The 25,864-nt window shown below is 53.9% G+C and carries 15 protein-coding genes, 9 pseudogenes and 1 riboswitch; of the genes and pseudogenes, 13 read left to right on the top strand and 11 right to left on the bottom strand.

Annotation, left to right across the window (positions count from 1 at the left end; all coding sequences use genetic code 11):
• Positions 1-36: 36 nt before the first annotated feature.
• The gene (locus CS369_RS10625) at positions 37-663 is read right to left on the bottom strand and encodes a trimeric intracellular cation channel family protein (RefSeq protein WP_196907049.1); all 627 of its coding nucleotides are present in this window, start codon (positions 661-663) and stop codon (positions 37-39) included.
• A gap of 21 nt (positions 664-684) precedes the next feature.
• A riboswitch (glycine riboswitch) is annotated at positions 685-797 on the bottom strand.
• A gap of 233 nt (positions 798-1,030) precedes the next feature.
• Here CS369_RS10625 and xthA point away from each other — a divergent pair.
• Positions 1,031-1,840, top strand: a pseudogene (gene xthA / locus CS369_RS10620) (exodeoxyribonuclease III).
• Positions 1,841-1,886: 46 nt separating this feature from the next.
• Here xthA and CS369_RS10615 read toward each other — a convergent pair.
• The 5 genes from CS369_RS10615 to CS369_RS10595 form a co-directional block, all read right to left on the bottom strand.
• Complete coding sequence (locus tag CS369_RS10615) at positions 1,887-2,204, bottom strand: DUF1496 domain-containing protein (RefSeq protein ID WP_244664934.1); 318 nt, start codon at positions 2,202-2,204, stop codon at positions 1,887-1,889.
• Positions 2,201-4,129, bottom strand: coding sequence for a DNA topoisomerase III (locus CS369_RS10610; RefSeq protein WP_196907048.1), 1,929 nt, complete (start codon positions 4,127-4,129; stop codon positions 2,201-2,203). Before CS369_RS10610 ends, CS369_RS10615 begins: the two co-directional genes overlap by 4 nt.
• A gap of 2 nt (positions 4,130-4,131) precedes the next feature.
• Complete coding sequence (locus CS369_RS10605) at positions 4,132-4,683, bottom strand: NAD(P)H nitroreductase (RefSeq protein WP_196907067.1); 552 nt, start codon at positions 4,681-4,683, stop codon at positions 4,132-4,134.
• A gap of 265 nt (positions 4,684-4,948) precedes the next feature.
• Positions 4,949-5,236, bottom strand: a complete 288-nt coding sequence (locus CS369_RS10600; RefSeq protein ID WP_196907047.1) for a hypothetical protein — start codon at positions 5,234-5,236, stop codon at positions 4,949-4,951.
• A 31-nt stretch (positions 5,237-5,267) separates the two neighbouring features.
• The gene (locus tag CS369_RS10595) at positions 5,268-5,741 is read right to left on the bottom strand and encodes a hypothetical protein (protein WP_196907046.1); all 474 of its coding nucleotides are present in this window, start codon (positions 5,739-5,741) and stop codon (positions 5,268-5,270) included.
• A gap of 630 nt (positions 5,742-6,371) precedes the next feature.
• On the opposite strand from CS369_RS10595, the gene sppA reads away from it, so the two are divergent.
• The 3 genes and pseudogenes from sppA (at position 6,372) to pncA (ending at position 10,002) form a co-directional block, all read left to right on the top strand.
• On the top strand, positions 6,372-8,222 hold the full coding sequence (sppA, locus tag CS369_RS10590) for a signal peptide peptidase SppA (RefSeq protein WP_196907045.1): 1,851 nt from the start codon (positions 6,372-6,374) through the stop codon (positions 8,220-8,222).
• A gap of 72 nt (positions 8,223-8,294) precedes the next feature.
• A pseudogene (ansA, locus tag CS369_RS10585) lies at positions 8,295-9,310 on the top strand (asparaginase).
• 38 nt (positions 9,311-9,348) lie between these two features.
• Positions 9,349-10,002 carry a bifunctional nicotinamidase/pyrazinamidase gene (gene pncA, locus CS369_RS10580; protein WP_196907066.1) on the top strand — a complete coding sequence of 218 codons (654 nt, stop codon included), beginning with the start codon at positions 9,349-9,351 and terminating at the stop codon, positions 10,000-10,002.
• 31 nt (positions 10,003-10,033) lie between these two features.
• Here pncA and CS369_RS10575 read toward each other — a convergent pair.
• Together CS369_RS10575 and msrB are read right to left on the bottom strand one after the other, a co-directional pair.
• Positions 10,034-10,315, bottom strand: a pseudogene (locus CS369_RS10575) (YeaC family protein).
• A gap of 95 nt (positions 10,316-10,410) precedes the next feature.
• Positions 10,411-10,830, bottom strand: coding sequence for a peptide-methionine (R)-S-oxide reductase MsrB (gene msrB / locus CS369_RS10570; protein WP_244664933.1), 420 nt, complete (start codon positions 10,828-10,830; stop codon positions 10,411-10,413).
• 349 nt (positions 10,831-11,179) lie between these two features.
• Here msrB and gapA point away from each other — a divergent pair, with 349 nt between their 5' ends.
• A complete protein-coding gene (gene gapA / locus CS369_RS10565) occupies positions 11,180-12,175 on the top strand; it encodes a glyceraldehyde-3-phosphate dehydrogenase (RefSeq protein WP_196907044.1) in 996 nt (331 codons plus the stop codon).
• A gap of 107 nt (positions 12,176-12,282) precedes the next feature.
• Positions 12,283-13,151 (top strand): annotated as a pseudogene (locus tag CS369_RS10560) (D-hexose-6-phosphate mutarotase).
• A gap of 106 nt (positions 13,152-13,257) precedes the next feature.
• On the opposite strand, the pseudogene CS369_RS10555 reads toward CS369_RS10560, so the two are convergent.
• A pseudogene (locus tag CS369_RS10555) lies at positions 13,258-14,112 on the bottom strand (aldo/keto reductase).
• A gap of 121 nt (positions 14,113-14,233) precedes the next feature.
• Positions 14,234-14,983 carry a MipA/OmpV family protein gene (locus CS369_RS10550; RefSeq protein WP_196907043.1) on the bottom strand — a complete coding sequence of 250 codons (750 nt, stop codon included), beginning with the start codon at positions 14,981-14,983 and terminating at the stop codon, positions 14,234-14,236.
• A 516-nt stretch (positions 14,984-15,499) separates the two neighbouring features.
• Here CS369_RS10550 and CS369_RS10545 point away from each other — a divergent pair.
• Both CS369_RS10545 and CS369_RS10540 read left to right on the top strand, forming a co-directional pair.
• Positions 15,500-17,417, top strand: a pseudogene (locus CS369_RS10545) (PrkA family serine protein kinase).
• Between the two features lie 36 nt (positions 17,418-17,453).
• Positions 17,454-18,718, top strand: a pseudogene (locus CS369_RS10540) (YeaH/YhbH family protein).
• Between the two features lie 48 nt (positions 18,719-18,766).
• Here CS369_RS10540 and CS369_RS10535 read toward each other — a convergent pair.
• A complete protein-coding gene (locus CS369_RS10535) occupies positions 18,767-19,309 on the bottom strand; it encodes a GNAT family N-acetyltransferase (protein WP_196907042.1) in 543 nt (180 codons plus the stop codon).
• A gap of 204 nt (positions 19,310-19,513) precedes the next feature.
• Here CS369_RS10535 and CS369_RS10530 point away from each other — a divergent pair, with 204 nt between their 5' ends.
• The 5 genes and pseudogenes from CS369_RS10530 (at position 19,514) to CS369_RS10510 (ending at position 25,862) form a co-directional block, all read left to right on the top strand.
• The gene (locus CS369_RS10530) at positions 19,514-20,362 is read left to right on the top strand and encodes an ABC transporter ATP-binding protein (protein WP_196907041.1); all 849 of its coding nucleotides are present in this window, start codon (positions 19,514-19,516) and stop codon (positions 20,360-20,362) included.
• Entirely contained in the window at positions 20,302-21,126 is an 825-nt protein-coding gene (locus CS369_RS10525; protein WP_196907040.1) for an ABC transporter ATP-binding protein, read from the top strand. The genes CS369_RS10530 and CS369_RS10525 overlap by 61 nt, the downstream gene beginning before the upstream one ends.
• Positions 21,127-21,149: 23 nt before the next feature.
• Positions 21,150-22,646 (top strand): annotated as a pseudogene (locus tag CS369_RS10520) (ABC transporter substrate-binding protein).
• Positions 22,643-24,383: pseudogene (locus CS369_RS10515) on the top strand (ABC transporter permease subunit). The pseudogenes CS369_RS10520 and CS369_RS10515 overlap by 4 nt, the downstream one beginning before the upstream one ends.
• 246 nt (positions 24,384-24,629) lie before the next feature.
• Positions 24,630-25,862, top strand: a complete 1,233-nt coding sequence (locus tag CS369_RS10510) for a multidrug effflux MFS transporter (RefSeq protein WP_196907064.1) — start codon at positions 24,630-24,632, stop codon at positions 25,860-25,862.
• The last annotated feature ends 2 nt before the right edge of the window (positions 25,863-25,864 follow it).

Here is a 25,864-nt window from a genome sequence, read left to right as displayed (position 1 = left end):
TTTTATTCCCGATTACGGTGCGGTTCACCACATCTCTCAGGCTTTTCCTTTCCAACTGCCCGGCGAGTAAGAAAACACCGGCAGTTGCCATGACCACCGGATCGCCGCCAGACGCAGCGAAAACCCCAAGGTAAACGACACCAGCAGATTAATATCGTGGTTGATCTGCAACGCTTTCAGTCCGAGATAAAGCAGCGCCACCAGCAGTGATACGCTGGCATAGAGCTCCTTTCTGAGCACCATCGGCGTGCGGTTACAAAAGATGTCACGCAGAATACCACCGAAGATCCCGGTGACAATCCCGGCCATAATGACCACGGTAAAGGAGTAGTTCAGCTTCTGCGCCACATTGCAGTCAATAATGGTAAAGGCGATCAGCCCCATGGCGTCAAGGATCAGGAACAGTCGATGCAGGTGATGCATGATGCGGGCAATCACGATAGTGAACAGGCCTGCACCAATTGTCAGATAGATGTAACCGGAGTGTTGCGTCCAGCCAATGGGATAGTTGCCGAGCAGGATATCACGGACGGTGCCACCGCCCAGCGCGGTGATAAAAGCGATCATCGCCACACCGAAAATATCCATGTTCCTGGGTCCGGCGGCCAATGCGCCAGACATCCCTTCTGCGGTAATTGCGATCAGATAGATGTAAGTAAGCACACAAGTTTTCCTGTGAAATGTGCCTCTCCCCCTGTCCGTTTTACCTGAGAGTTTATGCAGCTCACGCCGCTTGCCCCTTCGGTGGGTGGCTACGCCGATAAACAACGTGCACACCTCTCTCCAGTCGGCGTATCAACAAAGTGCAGTAAGGTGGCCTGAGCGATTATGGGAGTTTGCGCCTTTGGCGGGTCGCGCGTTGCGCGGTCCTCTCTCCTGCGAGCTGCGAAGTATAAGGGCTTACTATCGCTACTTCAACCTTCCGTTCGATCGGCAGACCGCGATATCATCCACCGTGCGCCTCTGGCGTGACCTTTGCCTGTTTTTTCTGATACCATCAGCGTCACAATTTCCTGACATGGCAGTGACGATGAAATTTGTTTCTTTTAATATCAATGGGCTGCGTGCCCGCTCTCACCAACTGGCCGCCATCATCGCCCAGCATCAGCCGGATATCATTGGCTTGCAGGAAACCAAAGTGCACGATGATATGTTTCCCTTCGAAGAGATACGCAAGCTCGGCTATCAGGTCTACTATTAAGGGCAAAAAGGCCATTATGGCGTCGCGTTGCTGTGTAAAGAGACACCGATTGCCGTGCGCTACGGCTTTCCCACAGATGAACCCGATGCGCAGCGACGCATCATCATGGCAGATTTCGCCACGCCCGCAGGAACGTTGACCATTATCAATGGCTATTTCCCGCAGGGAGAGAGTCGCGACCATCCGGTAAAATTCCCGGCCAAAACGCGCTTTTATGCAGACTTGCAGACCTATCTGACGCAGCATCACACCCCGGAGCAACCGCTGATTGTCATGGGGGATATCAATATCAGCCCGACGGATCTGGATATTGGCATTGGTGAAGAAAACCGTAAGCGCTGGCTGCGCACCGGTAAGTGTTCGTTTTTACCTGAAGAGCGTGAATGGATGGCGCGCTTGCTTGGATGGGGATTGGTCGATACCTTCCGCGCACTGGCACCAGATATTACCGATCGTTATTCCTGGTTTGACTACCGCTCTGCCGGTTTTGACGACAATCGCGGCCTGCGAATTGATGTGATCCTCGCCAGTCAGGCATTGGCGGCGCACTGCACGGCGAGCGATATCGATTACGACATCCGCGGCATGGAAAAACCGTCCGACCACGCGCCGATTTGGGCCACGTTCTCCGGGCTGTAACACCTTGTGATGGCAGCCGCATGCGGCTGCTCCACCTTGGAAACCGTTACTGTTTAAGCACCTGCCAGATCAGATTATTCGTCCCCAGCGTCTGCCTGTCGCGTACACACTGCAACAACACGCCTTCCGTTCTCACCACAGCGCCTTCAGTGTAATTACGATTCTCGAACACGCAGCAACGCATACAGTTGTTTTGCGGCTCTCGTCGCGTCGAACCGTTGTTATCGCCCAAAATCACACTGTGCGGTACGCCAACCACGATATCCGTATTCCCCCGCGAGGGCGTGGTAACCGCTGTGGATTGCACCCACACGGGCAGAGAGACCAGCGCGCCGACAAACAACATCACCTGTGATGATTTCATCCGTTCTGCTCCTTCGCGGCCTTTTTCGCGGTGGATTTACGTGTTTTCTTCTGCATTTTTTGTGGTGCTTGCAGCCCGCGAAACGCCGATGCGGACCGGTTCTGTCGTGCTTGTTCGATCAATCCACTCAAGGTTTGAGTGAGCGGTTGCATAAAATCCTGGTAATGGCTCTGTTTTTCACTGATCAACGTTAACGTGGCTTCCCAATTGGCGGTCATATCCGGCAACGCAGCGCTAGGTGGTAGTGCATGAATCAGCGCCCGCCCCGCTTCGCTAGCATGAATGTAACGCCCTTTTTTAAACAGAAAGCTTCGTTTAAAGAGTAGCTCAATAATGCTTGCACGCGTGGCTTCGGTACCGAGGCCATCGGTTTCACGCAATATCTTCTTCAACGTTTTGTCTTGCACAAAACGGGCAATACCGGTCATGGCGGAAAGCAACGTGGCATCGGTAAACGGACGTGGAGGCTGGGTTTGCCGCTCCACCACTTCACCTTTTTCACACAGCAGCACATCCCCTTTGGCCACCACTGGAAGCGGCAAGCCGTCGTTTTCGTCGTCGCGCTCCTTGGCCCCCAACAGCGCACGCCAGCCCGCATAGGCCAGAAAACGGGCTTTGGCAATAAATTTCCCCCCAGCGATATCGAGAGTAATAACGCATTTCCGAAACACCGCATCAGGGCAAAACTGCATCAGATACTGTCGGGCAATCAGCCCGTACACCTGACGCTCGTTCTCGCTTAGCGAGACGCTGGCGCTGCGCGCAGTGGGAATAATCGCATGGTGAGCATCGATTTTGCTGTCATCCCAGCAACGATTGCGGCGTTCAATATCGACGACCGATTGCGGCAATAACCCGGAGGCATGCACCGTAATCGCATTGATAACCGCGTGACGCCCGGCAAAATGCTCTTCAGGCAGGTAACGGCAGTCCGAACGCGGATAGGTAATCAGCTTATGGGTTTCATACAAGCGCTGGCAGGTGTCCAGCACCAGTTGTGCACTCAGGCCAAAGCGTTTCGCGGCTTCAATTTGCAATGCAGAGAGAGAATAAGGCAGCGGTGCCGTTTCCGACTCGCGCTTATCGCTGTAATCCGTGACGGTAACAGGCTGCCCTGAAATGCGCTTGACCACATGTTCAGCCAAAGAACGGTGCAGCAGACGCCCTTCTTCATCCTGATAGGGTTCACAGGATTCGCTCGGTTGCCACAGCGCCACAAAGCGTTCATCAGCAGGCGTGACAATATGCGCCTTAACCTCAAAGTAATCCTTGGAGACGAAGTTTTCGATCTCTTCATCGCGGCGCACCACCAGCCCCAGCACCGGCGTTTGCACCCGGCCGACGGAGAGCACGCCGTCATAACCGGCATTGCGCCCCAATAGCGTGTAGGCGCGGGTCATGTTTATGCCGTAGAGCCAGTCAGCGCGCGAACGCGCCAGTGCCGAGACGCACAGCGGCACAAAGTCGCGGTTATCGCGCAGGCGTTCGACCGCACGCGTCACCGCCTGCGGGTTGAGATCGTTGATCAGGCAGCGCCGCACCTGCTGGCGTTTTTCCGGTGCCAGCGCCAGATACTCCAGCACTTCATCCACCAGCAGTTGCCCTTCGCGATCCGGGTCACCGGCGTGGATCACCTCCGTCGCCTCCCCCAGCAGCGTCTTGATGGAATTCAGTTGCTTGCTCACCGACGGGCGCGGCATTAATAGCCATTTTTCGGGGACAATCGGCAGATCGGCCAACGACCAGCGCGCATAGCGGGCGTCATAGGCATCGGGCTGAGCCTGCTCGAGCAGATGTCCGACGCACCAGGTGACGACATCCTGCGAACCGCAGGCAATGTAGCCGTCGCCGCGCCGATGCGGTTTGGGCAAGACATCAGCTATCGCCCTGGCGAGGCTGGGTTTTTCAGCAATAAACAGGCGCATTATCAGAAATAACGGACAAATTTTTCCTTGTCCAACGGCACAACCGTGGTGGACGCTTTCAGTTGCGGTGTTCCCAAATAGAGAAACCCGACAATTTCATCTTGTTCTCGGCAACCGAAGGCTTCACGCACCTGTTCGTGCTCTGTCCACAGCCCACTGGGCCAGATGCCGTTGAAACCCTGAGCCAATGCTGCCATTTGCATCGCTTGCACCGCGCAGCCCGCGGAAACCACCTGCTCCCATTTAGGCACCTTGGGATTTTCTTCGCAGTGTGCGATCACAGTGATGACCATTGGAGCGCGAAACGGTACCTGACGGGCTTTATATTGTGCAGCAGTGTCCAGTCCTTCCTGTTGGGCAGCGGCGTGTAAAACGTCACTCAGGCGGGCCAACCCCTCATCCTGTGCAATCACGAAACGCCACGGTTGCAGAGTGCCGTGATCTGGCGCGCGCATACCAGCGTGAATAATGTTGGCTAACGCGTCGCCTTGCGGTGCCGGAGCAGCCAAACGCGAGGCAGAACGGTGATTGAGTAACAAGTCCAGTGCATCCATCATTTTTCTCCTGTTAACGGCCTGCATGAAAAATAGCGCCAAGCGTTGCCATCGCCTGTCATTGCGCGCCACGGTATCACAACTCGCGGTGCGTCAGTAACGGTTTTATGGCAATCCTATCATAGTGGATACCGGTAATAATGCGGCGAGATTCTGAATGTTATCGGCCTTGTTCAGTCGGTTGACCTATGATGGTGCGCAAGCACAGAACGTTTGCCTGCGCATCCAAACAGTGACCAGCAACACGCTCAATGCCGCGTCGCGATCACTCTGCGTCTTGACGCAAGTGATACACCTTTAACTGATTCCAGAAATCGAGGCCAATCAGCGTGTCATTTCCTGCACGACGAAAGGGGAACGCACCGCCTTTATTGTGCCCGATACGGATAATGCCTTGTTCTTCTTGCGCTTTTACTGGGACAATGCCGCGCATGTTCACCATACCGTCTTCGGCAATAGTGATATCAGGATCGCCCGTTTCGCGCAGGGCAAAGGCTCCTACGGGAATCCCTGATGCCGGCGACGCGATGTCCTGCTCTGTCAATGAGGCCAAATTGGTAACTTTCTGGCACGATGCACCATCATTAAATCGGCGCGGCGCAGGCAACCTGCAAAAGGTCACGGACAGCCAGATATTGTCCACTACACCACTGAGCTTTGGCCGCTTCGGTGCACAGTTTGGCCGAGACACCGCTGCGGCATAGCGCTGCCATGGTATCGGTATATTCTTGTGCTGGTGCCGCCGGGATGCCCGTCACGGTTGCGAACAGCGACTGACCCGACTTTTCCGCAGAGGCGCGCGCTTCCCAACGGCTGCACGCTGAATCAATGTGATCTTCGCACAGTTGATTTAACTGTGCGGTATCAATCTCATACATCATTTTTTTGCAGGCACGGAGGTCATTCCAACAGGTTTTACCCACTTCAGTTTTCGGCTGCGGCAGGTTGGTCAGACAAGGTTGCTCCTCCTTGAGCACATAATTGAATTTGAACATCGGATCAGTGATGGTTTTACCGTCAGCAGACACGTCCATGGTGGTGTCGACCAATTCTTTCAACGTGACCCGTTTGAGTTTACTTCCCTCTAAACGTTAATGATGTAACGTGGTCTCAGTAGCAAACGATTATTGTAGCAACTCGTGATTTAACACGCGAATCTGGCTTCTTGGCTCTTTATAAATACCACAGATCAAGCCAGAAGCCGGATCGGCCAAAGCGGGGAATGACAGAGGGGTCAATAGCAAAAGGAACAACACACGGACGTGCGTTAAAAAAGACATGGTTCACTCCATTGATAAGAATACACTTCACCTGACGACTTCAGGCAACGTGATAATTGTAAAAGTATTATTTTCCAGGGACGAGCGTTTTTTCTCTGCAATGCCGTTACTAGATTCCGCTTTTTATTATTCATCTCTGCCGCGCGCTTCAGTATTCCTCCTCCGGTTATCGCCACATCACGCCGCACGAAAAAGGTCGCCTCGTAAGCAATCGCTTTTCTTTACAAAATAGACACATTTTTATCAACGAAGGATACTAATGAAGTTGGCATTTTCCTATGCGCTCATTAGGATAGAGAGTAAGTTCGCTCTTATTAGCGTGAATGTCGCGGGGCAACCCTTTACTGCTCGCTTTGCCATCAAAAGGAACAGCGAGCAGGTATTATGTTTGGCGTTTTTGGAGATAACATGCGCACACTGTGGCGAATCTTTAGCGGACTCTTCAAGTGGACTTGGCGTCTGCTCAATTTCACCCGCGAGTTTATTCTTAACCTGTTTCTGATTGTGTTAATTCTGGGGGGTGTCGGTATTTATGTGCAGTTTAAAAATGCACCAGCCCAAACACCTCAAGGCGCGCTGCTCGTTGATCTCACCGGCGTTGTCGTCGATAAACCGACGGTCAATAATAAACTGCGTCAGTTGGGCAGAGAATTTTTTGGTGCTTCCAGCAATCGCCGTCAGGAAAATTCGCTGTTTGATATTGTTAATACGATTCGTCAGGCCAAAACCGACAGCAATATTACCGGTATGGTGCTCGATCTGAGCGATTTCGTCGGTGCCGACCAGCCCTCTCTGCAATATATCGGCAAGGCATTGCGTGAATTCCGCGACAGCGGTAAGCCCATTTTTGCGATCGGCGACAGTTACAGCCAAACGCAATACTATCTGGCCAGTTTCGCGACAAGCATTTCACTCACCCCGCAGGGTAACATTGATCTGCGCGGTTTCGCCACCAATGGCCTCTATTACAAATCGCTGTTGGAAAAGCTGGATGTAACCAGTCATGTATTCCGCGTCGGTACCTACAAATCTGCGGTAGAGCCTTTCCTGCGTGACGATATGTCCTCCGAAGCGCGCGAAGCTGATATGCGCTGGGTCGGTGGATTGTGGCAAAACTACCTGAATACGGTTGCAGTAAACCGACAAATTACACCTCAACAACTGTTCCCCGGTGCCAGCGCGATTATTGCCGGCCTTCAGGCTGTGCAAGGCGATCCGGCACGCTATGCGCGGGAAAACAAACTGGTGGACGAAGTGGCATCACGTTCGGTCATTGAACAGAAGCTGGTAAAAACCTTCGGCTGGGACACCAAAAATCAGAGCTTCAACTACACCAGCATTTACGACTACACCGAAAAACCGACCACTCAAAGCTGCGCAGAAATTGCGGTGATCTTTGCCAGTGGCGCTATTGTTGATGGTCCGGAAACCCCGGGGGTGGTCGGTGGTGATACCACGGCGGCTCAAATTCGTCAGGCCAGACTGGATCCTAAAATCAAGGCGATCGTGCTGCGCGTTAATAGTCCCGGAGGCAGCGTAACCGCTTCGGAGAAGATTCGCTCTGAGTTGATGGCAGTACGTCTGGCTGGCAAACCGATCGTGGTATCCATGGGCGGTATGGCCGCGTCCGGCGGCTACTGGATCTCCACGTCAGCTAACGCCATCATCGCCAGTTCGAGCACCCTGACGGGTTCGATTGGTATATTTGGCGTGATCACCACGTTTGAAAATACCCTTGGCGCTATCGGCGTACATACCGATGGTGTGGCAACCTCCCCGTTGGCAGATCTCAGCATCACCAAAACACTGCCGCCCGAGTTTTCTCAGATGATGCAAATCAGCATCGATCGTGGTTATAAAAACTTCGTCGATCTGGTCGCGCAATCACGTAAGAAAAGCCCGGAAGAGATTGATAAAATCGCCCAGGGGCACGTATGGACCGGTGACGACGCCAAGACCAACGGGTTGGTCGATCAGTTGGGTGACTTTGACGATGCAGTCAAAAAAGCCGCTGAACTGGCCAAGCTGGGCCAATACCAGCTCAACTGGTTTGAAGAGCAGCCAAGCCTGCTGGATATGATGCTAAACCGCGTCAACGCCGCCACCCATGCCTGGTTACCGGCCCGGCTTCAGACCATGTTACCTGCTACGGTAGCGCAGTTGGCTGAAGTGGTGCAAGCACAACCTGCCTTGTTCAATACGTTTAACGATCCGCAGCATCGCTATGCCCTTTGCATGGCCTGCGGTGAAGTGAAATAAACATCGTCACACAGGATTTTCCCTCAGCCCGGCTTATGTCGGGCTGTTTTTCATCTTTTTAATAAGAACAGCATGCAAAAGAAATCCATTTATGTCGCGTATACCGGCGGTACGATAGGTATGCAACGTTCCGCCAACGGTTGCATTCCGGTTTCGGGTCACCTGCAACAACAACTGGCTAACATGCCGGAATTTCATCGCCCGGAGATGCCAGATTTTACCATCCATGAATATGTCCCGCTGATTGATTCCTCCGACATGACCCCAGCCGATTGGCAGGCCATCGCTAAGGATATTCAACAACATTACGATGAGTATGACGGCTTCGTGATTCTGCACGGCTCCGATACCATGGCCTTCACGGCATCTGCCCTCTCCTTATGGAGAATTTGGCAAAACCGCTCATTGTTACAGGGTCACAAATTCCGTTGGCCGAATTGCGTTCTGATGGGCAAACCAACCTGCTTAATGCGCTCTATGTCGCGGCTAATCACCCGGTGAATGAAGTCAGCCTGTTTTTCAATAACAAACGGCTGCGCGGCAATCGAACCACAAAAGCCCATGCCGACGGTTTTGATGCGTTCGCCTCCCCCAACTTCCCGACGCTGCTGGAAGCCGGTATTCATATACGCCGCCTGGTGCCAGCGCAGTCGGAAACCCCCAGCGCATCGCTGATCGTACATCCGATTACCCCACAACCGATCGGTGTGATCACCGTCTATCCAGGGATTTCAGCGGATGTAGTGCGTAACTTCCTGCGCCAGCCGGTCAAGGCGCTGATATTGCGTTCTTATGGTGTGGGTAACTCCCCGCAAAGCCCAGCGCTACTGGACGAACTGCGTCAGGCATCGGAGCGGGGTATTGTGGTGGTTAACCTCACCCAGTGTATTTCCGGACGGGTGAATATGGAGGGCTACGCCACCGGCAATGCGCTGGCGCAGGCTGGCGTGATCAGTGGTTTTGATATGACAGTGGAAGCCGAGCTGACTAAACTGCATTATCTTCTGAGCCAACCTGATTTAACCCCTGATATCATTCGCCAGCTAATGCAACAAGACCTGCGCGGCGAATTGACCCAGGACGCATAACCCGGATGCTGGAGCGAGTTGCCATGAACCATACTGTCATAAACCATGCCCTGCTGTTGGTTTATTTGCAGAATGATTTTTGTCCGAACGGCGCACTGCCTGTCGCACAGGGCGATGTCACCATCGATGTTGACAACGTAGCAATAGCGGCAGCACAGAAAGCTGGGATACCCGTCATCGCCAGCCAGGACTGGCACCCGGCCAATCATCTGAGCTTCGCCGCCAATAACTCGGACGCTGTCGTGGGAGAGCGTAGTGAACTGGCCGGATTAGCGCAAACATGGTGGCCAGTGCACTGCGTACAGGGCACGCGAGGTGCGGAGTTTCACCCGCGCCTTAATCGTGAGGCGTTTGATGCGGTGATACAGAAAGGCACTCAGCATGACATTGACAGCTACAGCGCTTTTTTCAACAACGGCAAACGCGCCGCCACCACACTGGATAGCCTGTTACACCAACGTGGCATCACGCGTTTGACCATCATGGGGCTGGCAACGGACTACTGCGTAAAATTTACCGTGCTAGATGCATTGGAACTCGGGTATGACGTGCAGATCGTTGAAGAGGGCTGTCGTGGGGTGAATCTCCAACCAGATGATAGCGAAGCAACGCTGGCCGACATGGTGGTTCACGGAGCACGCCGTATTGGCCTGGCCAACTTTATCGCGGTATCAGCACACCATCCCGTATAACACCGAGCCCCAGTGCATTGAGGAGCCTCGGTTACTGGCGTTCTCGCTGAATCAGGTTGTCGATGGCAAACGCCTGCTTCAGCTCTTGCTTACTTTTCATCACCAACTCTCCGTCGGTATTGATGGTCATGTGTTCCGCATCGACATTGTGGCGTGATTGCCATAACATCACCAGTTGCAGGCAATTTTCTTTTTGCTCCGGCGTCAATGGCACGCCATCAGGTCATTTTCCCAGTTCCACGGCGGTTGCCAGGCGTTGGTATATATCAGGCGTCAGCGCCGTCACAACGTAATCAAGCTGTTTGTCAAGCATCGTCGTTGCCATCCTGTCATTGCTATTTGCCATTGCTATTTTCATCAAAACCCAGCAGGCTGAAACGTTTTAGCTACAGTTATTATTCTTAACCGTCAACCATCCACTTTCTCACCGTCGCTGCCATCGATAAAGCTTAACGAGGCCGAGTTAACACAGTAACGCTCGCCGGTGGTTTGCGGACCATCGGGGAACACATGCCCCAAATGGGCATCGCATTTACCGCAGCGAATTTCGATACGGTGCATGTTATGCGAAAAATCTTCCAGATAGCGGATTGCGCCCTTCGCCACGGGCCGATCAAAGCTGGGCCAACCGCATCCAGAGTCATATTTGTTGTCGGAGTAAAACAGCGCTCTTTGGCAGCACAGGCAGTGATATACCCCAGTGCGTTTATTATGCAACAGTTTGCCTGAATAGGCAGGCTCAGTGCCGCACTGCTGCGTCACGTATTGTTGCATCTCCGTCAACGTTCCCTTGCCTGCCATTGCAGACGTTGAAGCTGGCTTATCCATGATTGTCTCGTCACATTTTTGTTTGACATGACTTAGTTTAACAAGAATTAACATCCTCATAACGTTTTTTTCCGACTAAAATGATGAGTAACCGACCAAGCCCCTAGCAATTGTGATACCCATCACATTTATCGGGCCTGCGGGCTTTATATTGGTGCAAACGCTCCCATTTAAGGGAAAGATGTTCCTAAGTTTCATTACGACGCTTTTTCGTGCAACCTTTGTGCATCAGATTTGACTTGCCGCAACTATTGACACGATTCCGCTTGACGCTCAGCAAGGTTTTTGTAATTTTACAACCAACCTTTATTCACTAACCATTATTCACAAACCATAGCTGGTGGAATATATGACGATCAAAGTAGGTATCAACGGTTTTGGCCGCATCGGCCGCATTGTTTTCCGTGCTGCTCAGAAACGTTCTGACATTGAGATCGTTGCAATCAACGACCTGTTGGACGCTGACTACATGGCTTACATGCTGAAATACGACTCAACTCACGGCCGTTTTGACGGCACCGTTGAAGTGAAAGGCGGTCAGCTGATTGTTAACGGCAAAAAAATCCGCGTTACCGCAGAAAGAGATCCGGCTAACCTGAAGTGGGACGAAGTTGGTGTTGACGTGGTTGCAGAAGCAACCGGTATCTTCCTGACTGACGAAACTGCACGTAAGCACATCACCGCTGGCGCGAAAAAAGTGGTTCTGACTGGCCCGTCCAAAGACAACACCCCGATGTTCGTTCGTGGTGCCAACTTTGACAAATATGCCGGACAAGATATCGTTTCCAACGCATCTTGCACCACTAACTGCCTGGCACCGCTGGCAAAAGTGATCAACGACAACTTCGGCATCATCGAAGGTCTGATGACCACTGTTCACGCCACTACTGCTACCCAGAAAACTGTTGATGGCCCGTCTCACAAAGACTGGCGCGGCGGCCGCGGCGCATGTCAGAACATCATCCCGTCCTCTACTGGCGCAGCCAAGGCTGTAGGTAAAGTTCTGCCAGAACTGAACGGTAAACTGACCGGTATGGCGTTCCGTGTTCCGACCCCGAACGTTTCTGTGGTTGACCTGACTGTTCGTCTGGAAAAAGCAGCAACTTACGAAGAAATCAAGAAAGCCATCAAAGCCGCTTATGAAGGTGAGCTGAAAGGCGTTCTGGGCTACGTTGAAGATGACGTGGTTTCCACCGATTTCAACGGCGAAATTCTGACGTCTGTGTTCGATGCCAAAGCTGGTATCGCGCTGAACGACAACTTTGTGAAACTGGTTTCCTGGTATGACAACGAAACCGGCTACTCCAACAAAGTACTGGACCTGATCGCCCACATCTCCAAATAAGGCGACGGTGCGATAAGCGATGCAAGGGGCGACATGATGTCGCCCTTTTTATTAGCGGCGTTCCGCCATGATGCAAACACGAAATACAAATAAAACAAGATAACATCATGAACGATAAAAATTTTTTACTTCTCATCAAATCTGAAATTTCATTCACGCTCAGTCAACGCCAGGTAGACCAACTGCCAGTTATTGTCGTTGATCATCCGCAGGTATGCGCAGCCGTCACGCGGCAAGGCGCCCATCTGCTGCACTGGCAGCCTCAAGGGGAAGCCCCCGTGCTGTGGTTGAGCGACAACACGCCGTTCGCAGAAGGCGTCGCCATCCGCGGTGGTGTACCGATCTGCTTCCCGTGGTTTGGCCCATTCGCGGAACCTAACCACGGTTTTGCCCGTTTACTGCCGTGGGAATTCACCGCGCACCGTGAAGTGCCGACGGCGTTGAATTGACCTTCACCCTGCGTGATACGCCGGAGACGCTGGCAAGCTGGCCACACGCTTTTACGCTGACCGCACGCTATAAACTGGGTAAAACCTGCACAATCGAGTTAGAAGCGCAGGGTGATTACAGCATCACCAGCGCCCTGCACACCTACTTCCAGATTGGTGACATTGACCATATCCGCGTTAGCGGTTTGTGCGATACCTTTATCGATAAGGTCAATCAAGGCAAGTTGACGACGCAAGGTGGCGATCTGACGTTCACTGAACGCACCGACCGCATCTATACGCATCCAGAAGCAGTGAGCAACATCGTGGACCCAACGCTGAAACGCACTATCGACGTGCACCACACGCACCACAGCGATGCGGTTTCCTGGAACCCGGCGGCGGAACTGTCTAAAACCATCGCCGACATGCCGGATGACGGTTATAAAACCTTTGTCTGCGTGGAAACGGCTCGTGTGACTCAGCCGTTTGTTGCCACCCCCGCCGCACCAGCGCGTTTGACCACGGTGATTAGCGTAAAACATTGATCAGCGAAACGGGGTTGCCTCGATAGATCCGAAATCGCCGCTCGCAGGCTTGCGGGCGGCGCTAACCACATAGCGCTAACCCGTAATACTTAACTGCCCTATCCCTCTACACAACATCCAACGGCTGCTTACTGGTCGGTGCGGGAAAAGCGGCATCCAGCGCAGCGATATCACCACTATCCAATTCCAACGTGAGCGCGCGTGCGTTTTCTTCAACGTGGGCTACCGAACTCGCTTTCGGAATCGCAATCACGCCGGGTTGTCGCAATACCCATGCTAGCATAATTTGTGCGGACGTCGCCTGGTATTTGTCCGCCATGCGCATTATCACCGGATGAGAAAACAGGTTGCGGCGCAGCGTACCTGCTTGTGCTAATGGACAGTAAGCCATCACCAGCACAGCGCGTGCCTGACACCAGGGCAGCAAATCAAACTCGATACCGCGCGAAGCAACGTGATAAAGCACCTGATTAGTCATGCAGCGCTCACCGCCTGACAAGGACCAGAGTTCATTCATGTCCGCCACGTCCAAATTGGACACACCCCACTGACGAGTCTTGCCTGCCTGTTGCAGCGCTTCCATCGCCGTGATGGTCTCTTCCAACGGGATACCGCCGCGCCAGTGCAGCAGGTATAAATCCAACACTTCGGTTTGCAACCGTTTCAGGCTGCGTTCACAGGCTTCAATCGCACGCGTGCCGCCCGCATTGTGGGGATAAACCTTGGAGACCAGAAATGCTTCGTCGCGCCGCCCGCGCAGTGCTGCACCCACCACGCTCTCCACACCGCCGTCGGCGTACATTTCTGCGGTATCGATAAGCCTAAGTCCGAGATCAAGCCCCGCCTGCAAGGCTTTTATTTAACGTGCCTTCTCACTGGCCGCTTCCCCCATAAACCACGTGCCCTGCCCAACAGCGGGCAGCGTTGAACCATCAGGAAATCGAATCTGTCGGGTTGCCATCGCTATCCTCCTTGCATCCTGTTTAATACCATAGCTGAGCCGTCGCGCGCCCTAAACGTGCAAATGGGGTGAAATCACCCCATTATTGTGCGGCACTTGCCCTGTTTTAGCGCATCAGGTGTTAGAAGCGATAGCTCACACCCGCGCCAAACACCATGTTATAGCTGCGATCGACCATCGGGCTCTCTTTCACTTCATCCGCCAGGCGCACATAGCGTCCGGTGGCCCATGCGCTCCAGCTATCGTTGATACGGTAGTTGGTGCTCAACTCGGCGTACGGCGACCAGTCACCATCCGGACTGTAAGCCCCTAACCCTGAGCGGGATGCTTCTTTGCCACTGATACCAAAGTAATAGAGGTTGAGTCTTTCGCTGCTCCAGGTCACACCGACGCCCGGCGTCAATGACCAGTCACCCAATTCGAAGCGATACAGGTAGGTGTTGTCCCACAGATAACCGTCGCTGTAGCCCAGAGTATCGGCCACCACAGAGGTGCGCAAAATCCCCCAGGACGCGGAGTGAGAATAGGCCAGACCCGCCATCAGCGTGCCACGGCGCTTATCCAGTTGCTTCATCTGCGCATCGTCGTTATCACTCGGTTTGAATCCCAGCGGAGAATAGAGTGCCGTTACCGACAGGCGGTTTTGTCCGTCATTCCACAGGTAATACCCCCCGCCCAGCCCGCGAAAATAAAAGTTGTCACTTTCATAGGTCACCATTGGCACCGGATACAGTGCGTTATCGCCCCCGCGATACGGGCTGATGGAACCTAAGACCCCTGCTCCCAATGAGAAATCCGCCGCAACTGCCGTTGTTGCCGCCAGCGACCCTGCCAACAGCAAAGAGGTATAAATCACAGATGATTTTTTCATAACGTTATTATTCCTATTACTGATATGAATTATCAAAATCGTATTTTGTTCATATCAATCATAATCGTTAAATGTGCAAACCGCATGGCATTAAACCACATGCTGCACCTATCGTCGTTCCAGATGAGCCAAAGGCATGAATGCCCAGTGGCTACCGCTATTGTAGCGGCATACTTCGCAGAGTGAGTTATTGAAATATCTTAAAAAGATGTTTTCACCAATGAGGAAATTTTGCAGATGCCAACTACGCTTAATGACAGGGAGATGAATGTTCCTGAGTTCGCGGGTTAGCGTAAGCGCGTTCACCAGCCTTCCGACCTCACCCTGTGTGGGTGAAGGAAAACGCGCCTTGTCAGTGTAATAACATCCACACTGCTGCGAATTTGGCATAAGGGTTGCTGTATTCAGGGAAATCATCTGCCAGAGGGCTACACATCTATGACCGCATAAATAACGCCGCACATTATTTAACAGGCTCTCTAAATCTGTGCTAATCGACGAAGGACGGGCATCGCTATGAACATATTTGATCATTACCGTCAGCGTTATGACGCTGCCAAGGACGAAGAATTCACGTTGCAGGAATTTCTTAACATCTGTCAGCAGGATCGCAGTGCCTATGCGAGTGCTGCCGAACGATTGTTAATAGCGATCGGTAAACCTGTGATGGTAGAAACTGCCCATGAGTATCGCCTTTCCCGTTTATTCTCCAACCGGGTGATTGCACGGTATCCGGCCTTTGAAGAGTTCTACGGCATGGAAGATGCCATAGAGCAGATTGTCGCTTACCTGAAACACGCCGCTCAAGGGCTGGAAGAGAAGAAACAGATCCTCTACCTGCTCGGTCCGTTGGGCGGCGGGAAATCGTCGCTGGCTGAGCGGCTAAAAGCTTTAATGCAACGCGTGCCAATTTATGTGCTGAGCGCCAACGGTGAGCGTAGCCCGGTCAACGACCACCCACTGTGCCTGTTCAACCCGCAGGAAGATGCTGAGATTCTTGAAAAAGAGTACGCGGTACCACGCCGTTATCTGGGCACGATCATGTAGCCCTGGGCAGCCAAACGCCTGCGCGATTTCGGCGGTGACATCACCAAATTCAAAGTTATCAAAGTGTGGCCTTCCATTCTGGCGCAGGTCGCGATCGCCAAAACCGAACCGGGCGACGAAAACAATCAGGATATCTCCGCGCTGGTCGGGAAAGTGGATATCAGCAAACTGGAGCATTTTGCCCAAAACGATCCTGATGCCTACGGCTATTCCGGCGCGCTGTGCCGTGCCAACCAGGGCATCATGGAATTTGTGGAAATGTTCAAAGCCCCGATCAAAGTCCTGCATCCCCTGTTGACCGCCACACAGGAAGGAAATTATAACGGCACCGAAGGCATTGCCGCCCTGCCGTTCAACGGTATCATTCTGGCCTACTCTAACGAATCAGAATGGGTGCAATTCCGCAATAACAAAAACAACGAAGCCTTTTTGGACCGCGTGTACATCGTTAAGGTGCCCTACTGCCTGCGCGTCTCTGAAGAGGTGAAGATTTACGAAAAACTGGTCGATCACAGCGAGTTGTCACACGTCCCCTGCGCGCCCGGCACTCTTCTCAATCTTTTCACGCCTGAAGGATCCGGAAAACTCCAGCATCCACTCCAAAATGCGCGTGTACGATGGGGAAAGCCTGAAAGATACCGATCCCAAGGCAAAATCCTATCAGGAGTACCGTGATTACGCGGGCATCGATGAAGGGATGAGCGGTTTGTCCACCCGTTTCGCCTTCAAGATCCTCTCGCGCGTGTTCAACTTCGACCACAGTGAAGTTGCCGCCAACCCGGTGCACCTGTTCTACGTACTGGAACAGCAAGTCGAACGTGAGCAGTTCCCGCAAGAAGCGGCGGAAAAATATGTCGAGCACCTGAAAGGCTATCTGATCCCCAAATACGCCGAATTTATCGGCAAAGAGATTCAGACCGCCTACCTGGAGTCCTACTCCGAGTACGGGCAAAACATTTTCGATCGCTATGTCACTTACGCGGATTTCTGGATTTAGGATCAAGAGTATCGCGATTCGGACACCGGTCAACTGTTTGACAGGGAATCGCTGAATGCCGAACTGGAGAAAATCGAGAAACCAGCTGGCATCAGCAACCCCAAAGATTTCCGTAACGAAATCGTCAACTTTGTGCTGCGCGCACGCGCCAGCTACAGTGGCCACAACCCGAACTGGACCAGTTACGAAAAACTGCACACTGTGATTGAGAAGAAAATGTTCTTCAATACGGAAGAGCTGTTACCGGTGATTTCGTTCAACACCAAAACCTCGACAGATGAGCAGAAAAAACATGACGACTTTGTCGATCGTATGATGTAGAAAGGCTACACCCGCAATCAGGTACGCTTGCTGTGCGAATGGTATCTGCGTGTCAGGAAATCATCATAACGTACGGGCAGCTTGGCGACGTCATGCGGGGAAATCATGGCCTATTTCATTGATCGACGGCTGAACGGCAAGAACAAAAGCCTGGTGAACCGCCAGCGCTTTTTACGCCGCTATAAGTCGCAAATAAAACAGTCGATTTCCGAGGCCATCAACAAGCGTTCGGTAACCTACATAGACAGCGGGGAGTCTGTATCGATCCCTCAGGGCGACATTAGCGAACCGATGTTCCATCAGGGGCGCGGCGGGAAGCGGCATCGCGTCCACCCCGGCAACGACCATTTTGTTACCAACGATCGCATCGAGCAGGTGGCGGCAGCGGTGGCGGCCAGGGCAACGCCAGTAAAGATGGCGAAGGCCAGGACGAGTTTGTGTTTCAAATCTCCAAGGATGAATATCTCGATCTGCTGTTCGAGGATCTGGCGCTGCCTAACCTGAAAAAGACCCAGCAGCACCAAATGAACGAGTACAAAACGCACCGTGCGGGTTACACCGCTAACGGTGTGCCCGCCAACATCAGCGTGGTACGCTCGCTGCAAAACTCTCTGGCGCGGCGTATGGCCATGACGACAGGGAAACGACGCGAACTGCACCAACTCGAGGAAGATCTGGCAGAGCTCGAGCACACCGAGCCAGCCCAATTGCTCGAAGAGGATCGGTTACGTCACGAGATTGCGGCGCTGCGCGAGAAGATTGCGCGCGTGCCCTTTATCGATACTTTCGACCTGCGTTTCAAGAACTATGAACGCCGGGCCGAACCGTCCAGTCAGGCAATGATGTTTTGCCTGATGAACGTTTCCGGCTCGATAGATCAGGCCACCAAGGACATGGCGAAACGTTTTTATATTTTACTCTATTTGTTTTTGAGCCGGAATTATAAGAACGTGGACGTGGTTTACATTCGCCACCATACTCAAGCCAAAAAGGTCGATGAACAGGAGTTTTTCTACTCACAGGAGACTGGCGGCACCATTGTGTCCAGCGCATTGAAGCTGATGGAGGAAGTGGTTAAAGCGCGCTATAACCCGTCACAGTGGAATATTTATGCGGCGCAAGCCTCCGATGGCGATAATTGGGCCGATGACTCACCGCTGTGTCACGATATTCTGGCTAACCAGCTGTTGCCCTTTGTGCGTTACTACAGCTACATCGAAATCACGCGTCGCTCACACCAAACCCTGTGGCGCGAGTATGAAGCGCTGCGTGATGCCTACCCCAATTTTGCGATGCAACATATTCGCGATCAGGACGATATTTACCCGGTATTTCGCGAATTGTTCCGCAAGCAAACCGTTAACAGTTAACCGCTCAATCTTCCGCCAGCCTTCGCGCTGGCGGAAACCAGCCCCGTATCAATTCGCGTCAAAGCGCGGCGTAGATTCTGGCAAAGTCGAATCTTCTTCACCCAGCGCACGTTGCAGCATTACCGTGTCCAGCCAGCGTCCGTGTTTTAACCCTACGCTTGCCAGCGTTCCTACCAGTGAGAAACCGGCCTGACGGTGTAAATGCAGCGAACCCTCGTTTTCACTGTTACCCACAATCGCGATCAACTGGCGAAAACCGCGTTGCTCCGCCCACTCAATAGCGTGGGCAAGGAGCGCTTTTCCCACCCCCTGCTGCTGGCATTGCGGATCAACATAGATCGAATCTTCAAGCGTATACTGGTAAGCCTTGCGCTCACGGTAGCGTGACAGATAACAATACCCGGTTATGCGGCCATTTTTACTGGCGACAAACCAGGGAAGACTGGCATCGAGGTTTTTCTTCAATCGGGCGCGCATCTCGTTGATATCCGGTGGCTCTGTTTCAAACGATGCAGTCCCATGGATAACGTGATGGGCATAAATTTTCTGAATAGCGCTAATGTGTTGTTCTTCTGCTGCAATAATGTCCACGGTTTCACTCCCACAATAAACCGATCACAGGCTACGTGAAATCCGCCAAGGCTGATACCCACCTACATGAATAAACCGTATAGCACCAATGAAAGACCGTGGCGTTACGCCTTTTCATCTGAACGCGCACACTAAATGTTACGTTATATTATATCATGTGATACATTATAATGTAACTTTACTGCACCACAGGGATCTGCCTGCATGGCGTTGCTGACCGTCAACAACCTCACTCTCCCCCTTAATGGCATAACAAAACTCGACAACATCAGTTTTTCCCTGCATCCCGGTGTGCGTGTCGCACTCCTCGGAGCATCGGGTTCTGGAAAATCGCTTAATGCACGCGCCCTGTTAGGGCTGCCCCTTGCAGGCTCGACGATGAGTGGTGACATTCATTTTTCTGGGCAAAATAGAGTAGCACAGCAACCGCGCATTGCCGCCATTTTCCAGGATACCTCGGCGGCGCTGCATCCGCTGATCGGCGTCGGAAAACAGTTGGTACTGACGCTGCGCGCTAGCGGCGCAACATCCGCGCGCGCCGCATGGAAGGCGGGAGTCAGGTTACTGGCTACCGTCGGATTTTCTCAGCCAGAGCACATCGCCTATCGCTATCCCGATGAGCTTTCTGGCGGGCAACGTCAGCGGGTCTGTATCGCGCTGGCACTCGCCAGTCAAAGCGCTTTGTTGATTGCGGATGAACCCACCACCGCACTGGACGTCATCACCCAGGCTCAGGTGTTACAAGCGCTAAAAGCCTATACCAGCCGTGCACCTGAACGCGCCTTGCTGTTTATTACCCACGATATCGCCGTGGCCGCTGCGCTTTGCCAGCGGGCGTTGATTCTGTACGATGGCAAGATCGTTGAACAAGGCACCATCGATGCGCTAGTGCGTCACCCGCAACACCCTTACACCGTTGCGCTGATGACGACTGCACGTCAACAGCGTCAGCAGGTATCTCAGAACACGTTAGCACTGCGGGGTAAGGTAAGATGTGTGCTTCTGCATTGCACGGAGCCACAGCGCCCCCTTTTCTGGCGATGCGTCAGGTAACACATCGGTATCCGCTACCAGGCACACGCTTCTGGCAAGCCACGCCGTATCATTGCGCAATAGAAAACATGACACTGTCACTTAACAAAGGTGAGCATGTTGGCTTAGTCGGTGCATCGGGTGCCGGAAAATCAACGCTGCTGAAGATTTTATTGGGATTAGAAACGCCCTATTCAGGAAGTGTGAGCTGTCAGGGCCGTCCCGTTCTTCCAGCTTCCACCGCTGCAATGCGCTGGTATCGTCAGTTGGTACAGTATGTTCCCCAAGACCCCGCCTCCACGCTGGCCCCCCATAAAACCGTAGCGCAGTCTATTGCCGAGCCACTGCATTTTTTAGGCTATGGCGCACCGTCGATATCGGCATTGCAACGCGCCCTTGACGATGTCGCCTTGCCAGCATCACTGCTGCACCAACACGTGGGAACACTTTCTGGTGGGCAAGCACAGTGGGTAGCCATTGCGCGTGCTCTGGCCTTGCGACCGGCTTTCCTGATCGCTGATGAACCAGTAAACGGTTTGGATTTACCGTTACGCGAGCAGATAACGGCATTATTTGACCAACTCGCCCAGCACTACGATATGGGAATGCTATTGGTCTCCCATGATATCTCCACCGTGGCGACCCTGTGCCAACGCCTATTGGTCATGCATGAGGGGCAAATTATCGAGGATAGGCCGTGTAACGCGTTGCTCTCCACGCCTGCCCATCCTCATACGCGGGCGCTGCTGGCAGCCATCCCGACACACCCTGATTATTATTGCTAATTTTTCCCTTTAAGGACGCTGTTATGTTGTTAGTCTATCGTCGAATCTTCCCTTTACTGTTGGTCGTTGGCAGTGCCGGACTTACTGGCTGCTTTGGCAGCGAAGAAAAAACCACACCGGAAGTTCCCTGCGATCGTATTCGCATCGCGATGCTGCAACCTCCCCGTGCGGGCCTGACCCCCCTCAGCGATGACGCCTTTAAGCTTTAGCGGTGGAGCACCAGCGAAACGCTGATCGCGCTGGATGAGAATGGTGATGCACAGCCAGCGCTGGCGACGTCCTGGCAGTCGATAAACGACACCACCTGGCGCTTCACCCTGCGTCCCGATGTGCATTTCCACGACGGTGAACCGCTGGCCCCGGCCGCCGTGGTCAATGCACTCAGTGCGGCGACGCGTGCCGCCCCCAAGCCGTGCATTCTGGATGGCGTTACGTTACACATCAGTGCTGACGGCGACAACGCGGTGCGGGTAACTACCGCAACCCCCGATCCCTTGTTGCCCCAGCGGCTCTCTAGCCCACAATTGGCTATCCTTTCACCCAATGCGTATCAGGAAGGCCGCGTTGACCCGATCCGCCACGGCAGTGGCCCCTTTGTGTTAACCGTCGTTCAGGGCACCAGTCACGCTACCCTTGAGCGCTTTGATGGCTACTGGGGCACGCCTGCGCAAGCTTCAGGTCTTGATGTTGATTTCGTTCCAGACGGAACAGCTCGCGCCGCCGCGCTGCGAAGCGGCAGCGCGGATATTGTGGAAGCCGTGCCGGTGGCGCAAGCGCCCTTGATCGATCCGGCGCTGATCCATGAGGTGCCTATGCCGCGCACTAATACCCTGTATCTCAACACCCGCCTCGGCCCACTGCGTGATGCCGGACTGCGTGCCGCTGTACGCGACGCCGTTCAGCGGGACATGCTGGTAAAGAACGTGTATGAGAACCGGGCGGATATCGCCCGCGGGTTGCTCGGCCCGGCGCTGCGCCATGCGGTAGACCAGCCGACCCCCGCACGCCATCCACAGGGAGAGGTTATCAAACTGGCTACCTTCAGTGATCGTTCGGAGCTACCGGAAGTTGCCGTTTATCTGGCACAACAGTTAACTGCAGCCGGGTTTACCGTTCAACAAGAAGTGCGTGAATATGCCCAGATTGAAGCCGATGCGTTAGCCGGAAAGTTTGATGCCTTTATCCTGTAGTGCGCCACGGTGCTGGATTCCGGCGATCCGGTAGCTTATATCTACAGCGATTTCAGTTGCAAAGGGTCGTTTAATCTCTCTCAGCTGTGCGACCCAGCTGTCGATGAGGCGTTGCTCACCGCGACCGCTATACCCGCCGGAGAAGTGCGGCGTAAGGCAATCATGGCAGCCGAACAGCGTATTCTCTCCACAGATGCGGCGATCCCCTTGCTGCACGAACGGGTGATTCAGGGCGAAGCGACTGGTGTACGTCAGGCAGCACGCGATCCGCGTGAACGGATGCTGGTTACGCCACAAACACACATCACCGGGCAGATGCACCAACCATGATCGCATCTCCCCTACGCCTCGTAGCAGTTATCACTCCGCTGATATCCCGTGCCCTGAGCGCCTTTGCGGTCATCGCGCTCATTGGTTTGTTGCCGTGGCTTTCCGGCAGCGATCCCGCGCTCAGCGTACTACGCGCCAAATCCGCCGAACAAGAGGCAACCCCCGAGGCGTTGCAGGCCATTCGCAGCCAACTCGGTCTCGACCAAGGCCCGATAGCGCTGCTGTGGCAATGGTGGCGCGGTATATTACAGGGGATGCCGGGCACTCCTGGATCTCTGGCAAGCCAATATTGCCCGCCATGTTAGACGCGGCCGGCGTATCACTGACGCTGATGGGGGCGGCATTAACGCTGGCCATACTGGTTGCTACGCTGCTGTGCGTTTCCACGCTGCGCACTGGGCTGAGTGGTAAGGCGGACAGCAGCCACGGTGCTTGGGCGATGGCGTTCATTACCTTGCCAGAATATTTGCTGGCGTCCCTGCTGCTGATGGTCGGGGCAGTCTGGCTGCCGCTGTTTCCTCCGTATGGCTGGCACAGCATACAGCATATGGTGCTGCCTGCGCTATCGTTGGGGCTGCCCGCAGGGGGATTACTGGCACGCTTGCTGGCGGATGCACTGCGCAGCACCTTCGCCGAGCCGTGGCTTATCACCTGGCGCGTGGCGGGCGTGAGCCAATTTGATTGCGCCATTGCGGTTCTGCGGCGCGCACTGCCTGCGTTACTGCCACAGATTGGCTTGATCACCGTAGGGCTGACGGGGGGGCAGTGGCGGTAGAAAAGATCTTTGCTATCCCCGGTTTGAGGCGTGCCACGCTTGGGGCCTCAGCTGCACAGGATCTGCCCGCCCTACAATGCGGCGTTCTACTGTTATTGTTGATTGCAACACTGAGCGGTAATCTTGGCAACCTGCTACGCCAGTTGATACTGGGACGTGCACTGCGCAGCGGATCCTTGCCCGCCCCAAGCATCAGCCCAACGAGGCGTCCGCATTATGCCTTCCCAATGACGATTGCACTGGCGTTGGTACTGCTGATCGCGATCGGACTGACCCGCGATCCGCTGGCATCGGATTTCCTTCGCTTACAACCCCCCAGCCTCGCGTTGCCGTTGGGCGCAGATGCCACCGGGCGCGATCTGCTGGCACGCGTGGCGCACGGTGCGTTTGCCACGCTTATCACCGCCACCGGCGTCAGCGCTGCCTGTTTGCTTCTCGGTATTCTGTTTGGACTTTTCCCGCGCCTGTTTATTGGTCCGATGGAGATAGCCAATGCGTTACCACCGATGATGGCGGGCCTTATCGTTGTAGCCCTGACCGGGCCCTCTACCTATGGTGCAGCACTGGCGGTGATGCTGGTAAGTTGGGCACCACTGGCAGCGCATACTGCCGCACTGGTTGAAGAGATACTTGCGCGTCCTTACGTGCGCATCACCCCACTGCTGGGGGTTGGGCGCTGGCATCGCTTCACGGGCTATGTGCTGCCTGCGCTGGTTGGCCCCGTCACGCGTCACGCCTTAGTGCGTTTTCCCGGTATCACCCTGGCATTGACGACGTTAGGTTTTCTCGGATTGGGACAACAACCGCCATACCCTGAATGGGGACGGATTGTCGCTGAAGGCATGCCGTATATTGAACGCGCTCCCTGGGCGGTACTGACCCCGGTTACCACGCTGATGCTGCTGGCAATGTTGGCGGTCTCATTGGGGCAAATGACTCATAGTGCAAAAGGTTTAAAGTGACAGCGTCACTAAAAATCACTGACCAGACAAACTGTCGATGGATGTGGCACTACGATCACCCCCAGCGTAAGCCACCGGATCGCCGCAAAACACCAAAAAACGCTTCTATCGTGGTAAAGCACGCCCATTGTGTCGTACCATTCGCTACAGTGTGGTTATGTAACCCGCCTTTCCTGACGATGACCAAAGGCAAGCACTACATTATTCATTCACTTGCCAGGGAACGGAATTCACCTTGCCATGACCATACAAAGATTTGTGCTGTTGTTATTTATGCTAGTGCTGCTCGGCCCATTAGCCATCGATCTTTACCTTCCGGTGATCCCTGCCATCTCACAAGGTCTGAACAGCGATAACGCGACCATTCAATCAACCATTTCTTTGTTTATCATGATTATGGGATGGGGACAATTGGTGGCTGGTCCTCTGGTTGACCGCATAGGACGCCGCCTAATGGCACTGATCGGGACCGTGATTTACATTGTGGGTGCCATCACGGCAGCGCTGGCGACCAGTAGGTCGGTGTTTATTGCTTCCCGCGTACTGCAAAGCGTTGCCGTGTGTTGCACCGACGTGGTGGTGTTTAGCGCCGTGCGTGACCGGTTAAACGGTGATGATGCCGCACGCACTTTCGGTTTTCTTAACGGTACATTGAATATCATGCCTGCTCTGGCGCCATTTTTTGGCGGCTTACTGTCCGCCGCATTCGGTTGGCGAGCCTGCTTCTGGTTTTTGACGCTATATGCCAGCGTGGTTTTGCTGCTCACCCTGCGCTATCTGCCAGAAACCCGCCCGGCTGACACCCTGCGCCTGCCGGGTTTGCCCATCAAACAATACGCGCGAATCCTTTTTACCCCTCGCTTCATCGGCTTTGCTGGCTGCAATGCGGGCATTATGGGGATGGCCCTGACCTATCTGTCAGTGGCATCAGTGGTCTTGATGGTACATGGCGGTTTGTCACCGTTACAGTTCCCACTGGTGTTCGGCGCAAACGGCTTTTGGGTGATGGCAATGAGCCTGCTGGCGACACGCGCGATCGTAAAAATTGGCCGCCCCGCTTGCCTGACGATCAGCGTGATATTGATTGATAGCGGTTTTTTGTTACTGTGCGCCATCATCCTGTGGCTGCCCGAGGCGCTACAGGCACGTTGGTGGATCTTTATGGCTCCGGTGGTGGTGGCGTTTGCTGGCCTGGCGTTTGCCATCGGCCCAGCCACCAGCTATGCACTGGAACCTTATGCGAATGAAGCGGGTACGGCATCGGCGCTGGTAGGATTCGTGCAAATGGCAGGCGGTGCGTGTGTTGGGCTGGCGGTGATGGCGCTACCCCTCTTACCACAGAGCACGCTGGCGCTTGCCATGCTGTGCGCGACGCTGTTGGCGCTGCGCGCCCAGCGTTTAAGCGCAAAGACGCGCGGCACGATTAGGGCGCTCAGTTGCTCGCAGCGAGCGCTGCGATCGTGCGCGACAACCCGGTAGAT

It is taken from the genome of Candidatus Symbiopectobacterium sp. 'North America' (assembly GCF_015762685.1).
Lineage (GTDB): Bacteria > Pseudomonadota > Gammaproteobacteria > Enterobacterales > Enterobacteriaceae > Symbiopectobacterium.
The sequence above is the reverse complement of the archived record's forward strand: the minus strand, read 5'-3'. Positions and strand labels throughout refer to the sequence as shown.

What these genes read in the sequence shown, in the direction of transcription:
- CS369_RS10530 (WP_196907041.1), top strand. Translation starts at nt 19,514, where the DNA reads ATGGCGTTGCTGACCGTCAACAACCTCACTCTCCCCCTTAATGGCATA.
- msrB (WP_244664933.1), bottom strand. Translation starts at nt 10,830, where the DNA reads ATGGATAAGCCAGCTTCAACGTCTGCAATGGCAGGCAAGGGAACGTTG.
- CS369_RS10550 (WP_196907043.1), bottom strand. Translation starts at nt 14,983, where the DNA reads ATGAAAAAATCATCTGTGATTTATACCTCTTTGCTGTTGGCAGGGTCG.
- CS369_RS10605 (WP_196907067.1), bottom strand. Translation starts at nt 4,683, where the DNA reads ATGGATGCACTGGACTTGTTACTCAATCACCGTTCTGCCTCGCGTTTG.
- CS369_RS10610 (WP_196907048.1), bottom strand. Translation starts at nt 4,129, where the DNA reads ATGCGCCTGTTTATTGCTGAAAAACCCAGCCTCGCCAGGGCGATAGCT.
- sppA (WP_196907045.1), top strand. Translation starts at nt 6,372, where the DNA reads ATGCGCACACTGTGGCGAATCTTTAGCGGACTCTTCAAGTGGACTTGG.
- CS369_RS10615 (WP_244664934.1), bottom strand. Translation starts at nt 2,204, where the DNA reads ATGAAATCATCACAGGTGATGTTGTTTGTCGGCGCGCTGGTCTCTCTG.
- gapA (WP_196907044.1), top strand. Translation starts at nt 11,180, where the DNA reads ATGACGATCAAAGTAGGTATCAACGGTTTTGGCCGCATCGGCCGCATT.
- CS369_RS10525 (WP_196907040.1), top strand. Translation starts at nt 20,302, where the DNA reads ATGTGTGCTTCTGCATTGCACGGAGCCACAGCGCCCCCTTTTCTGGCG.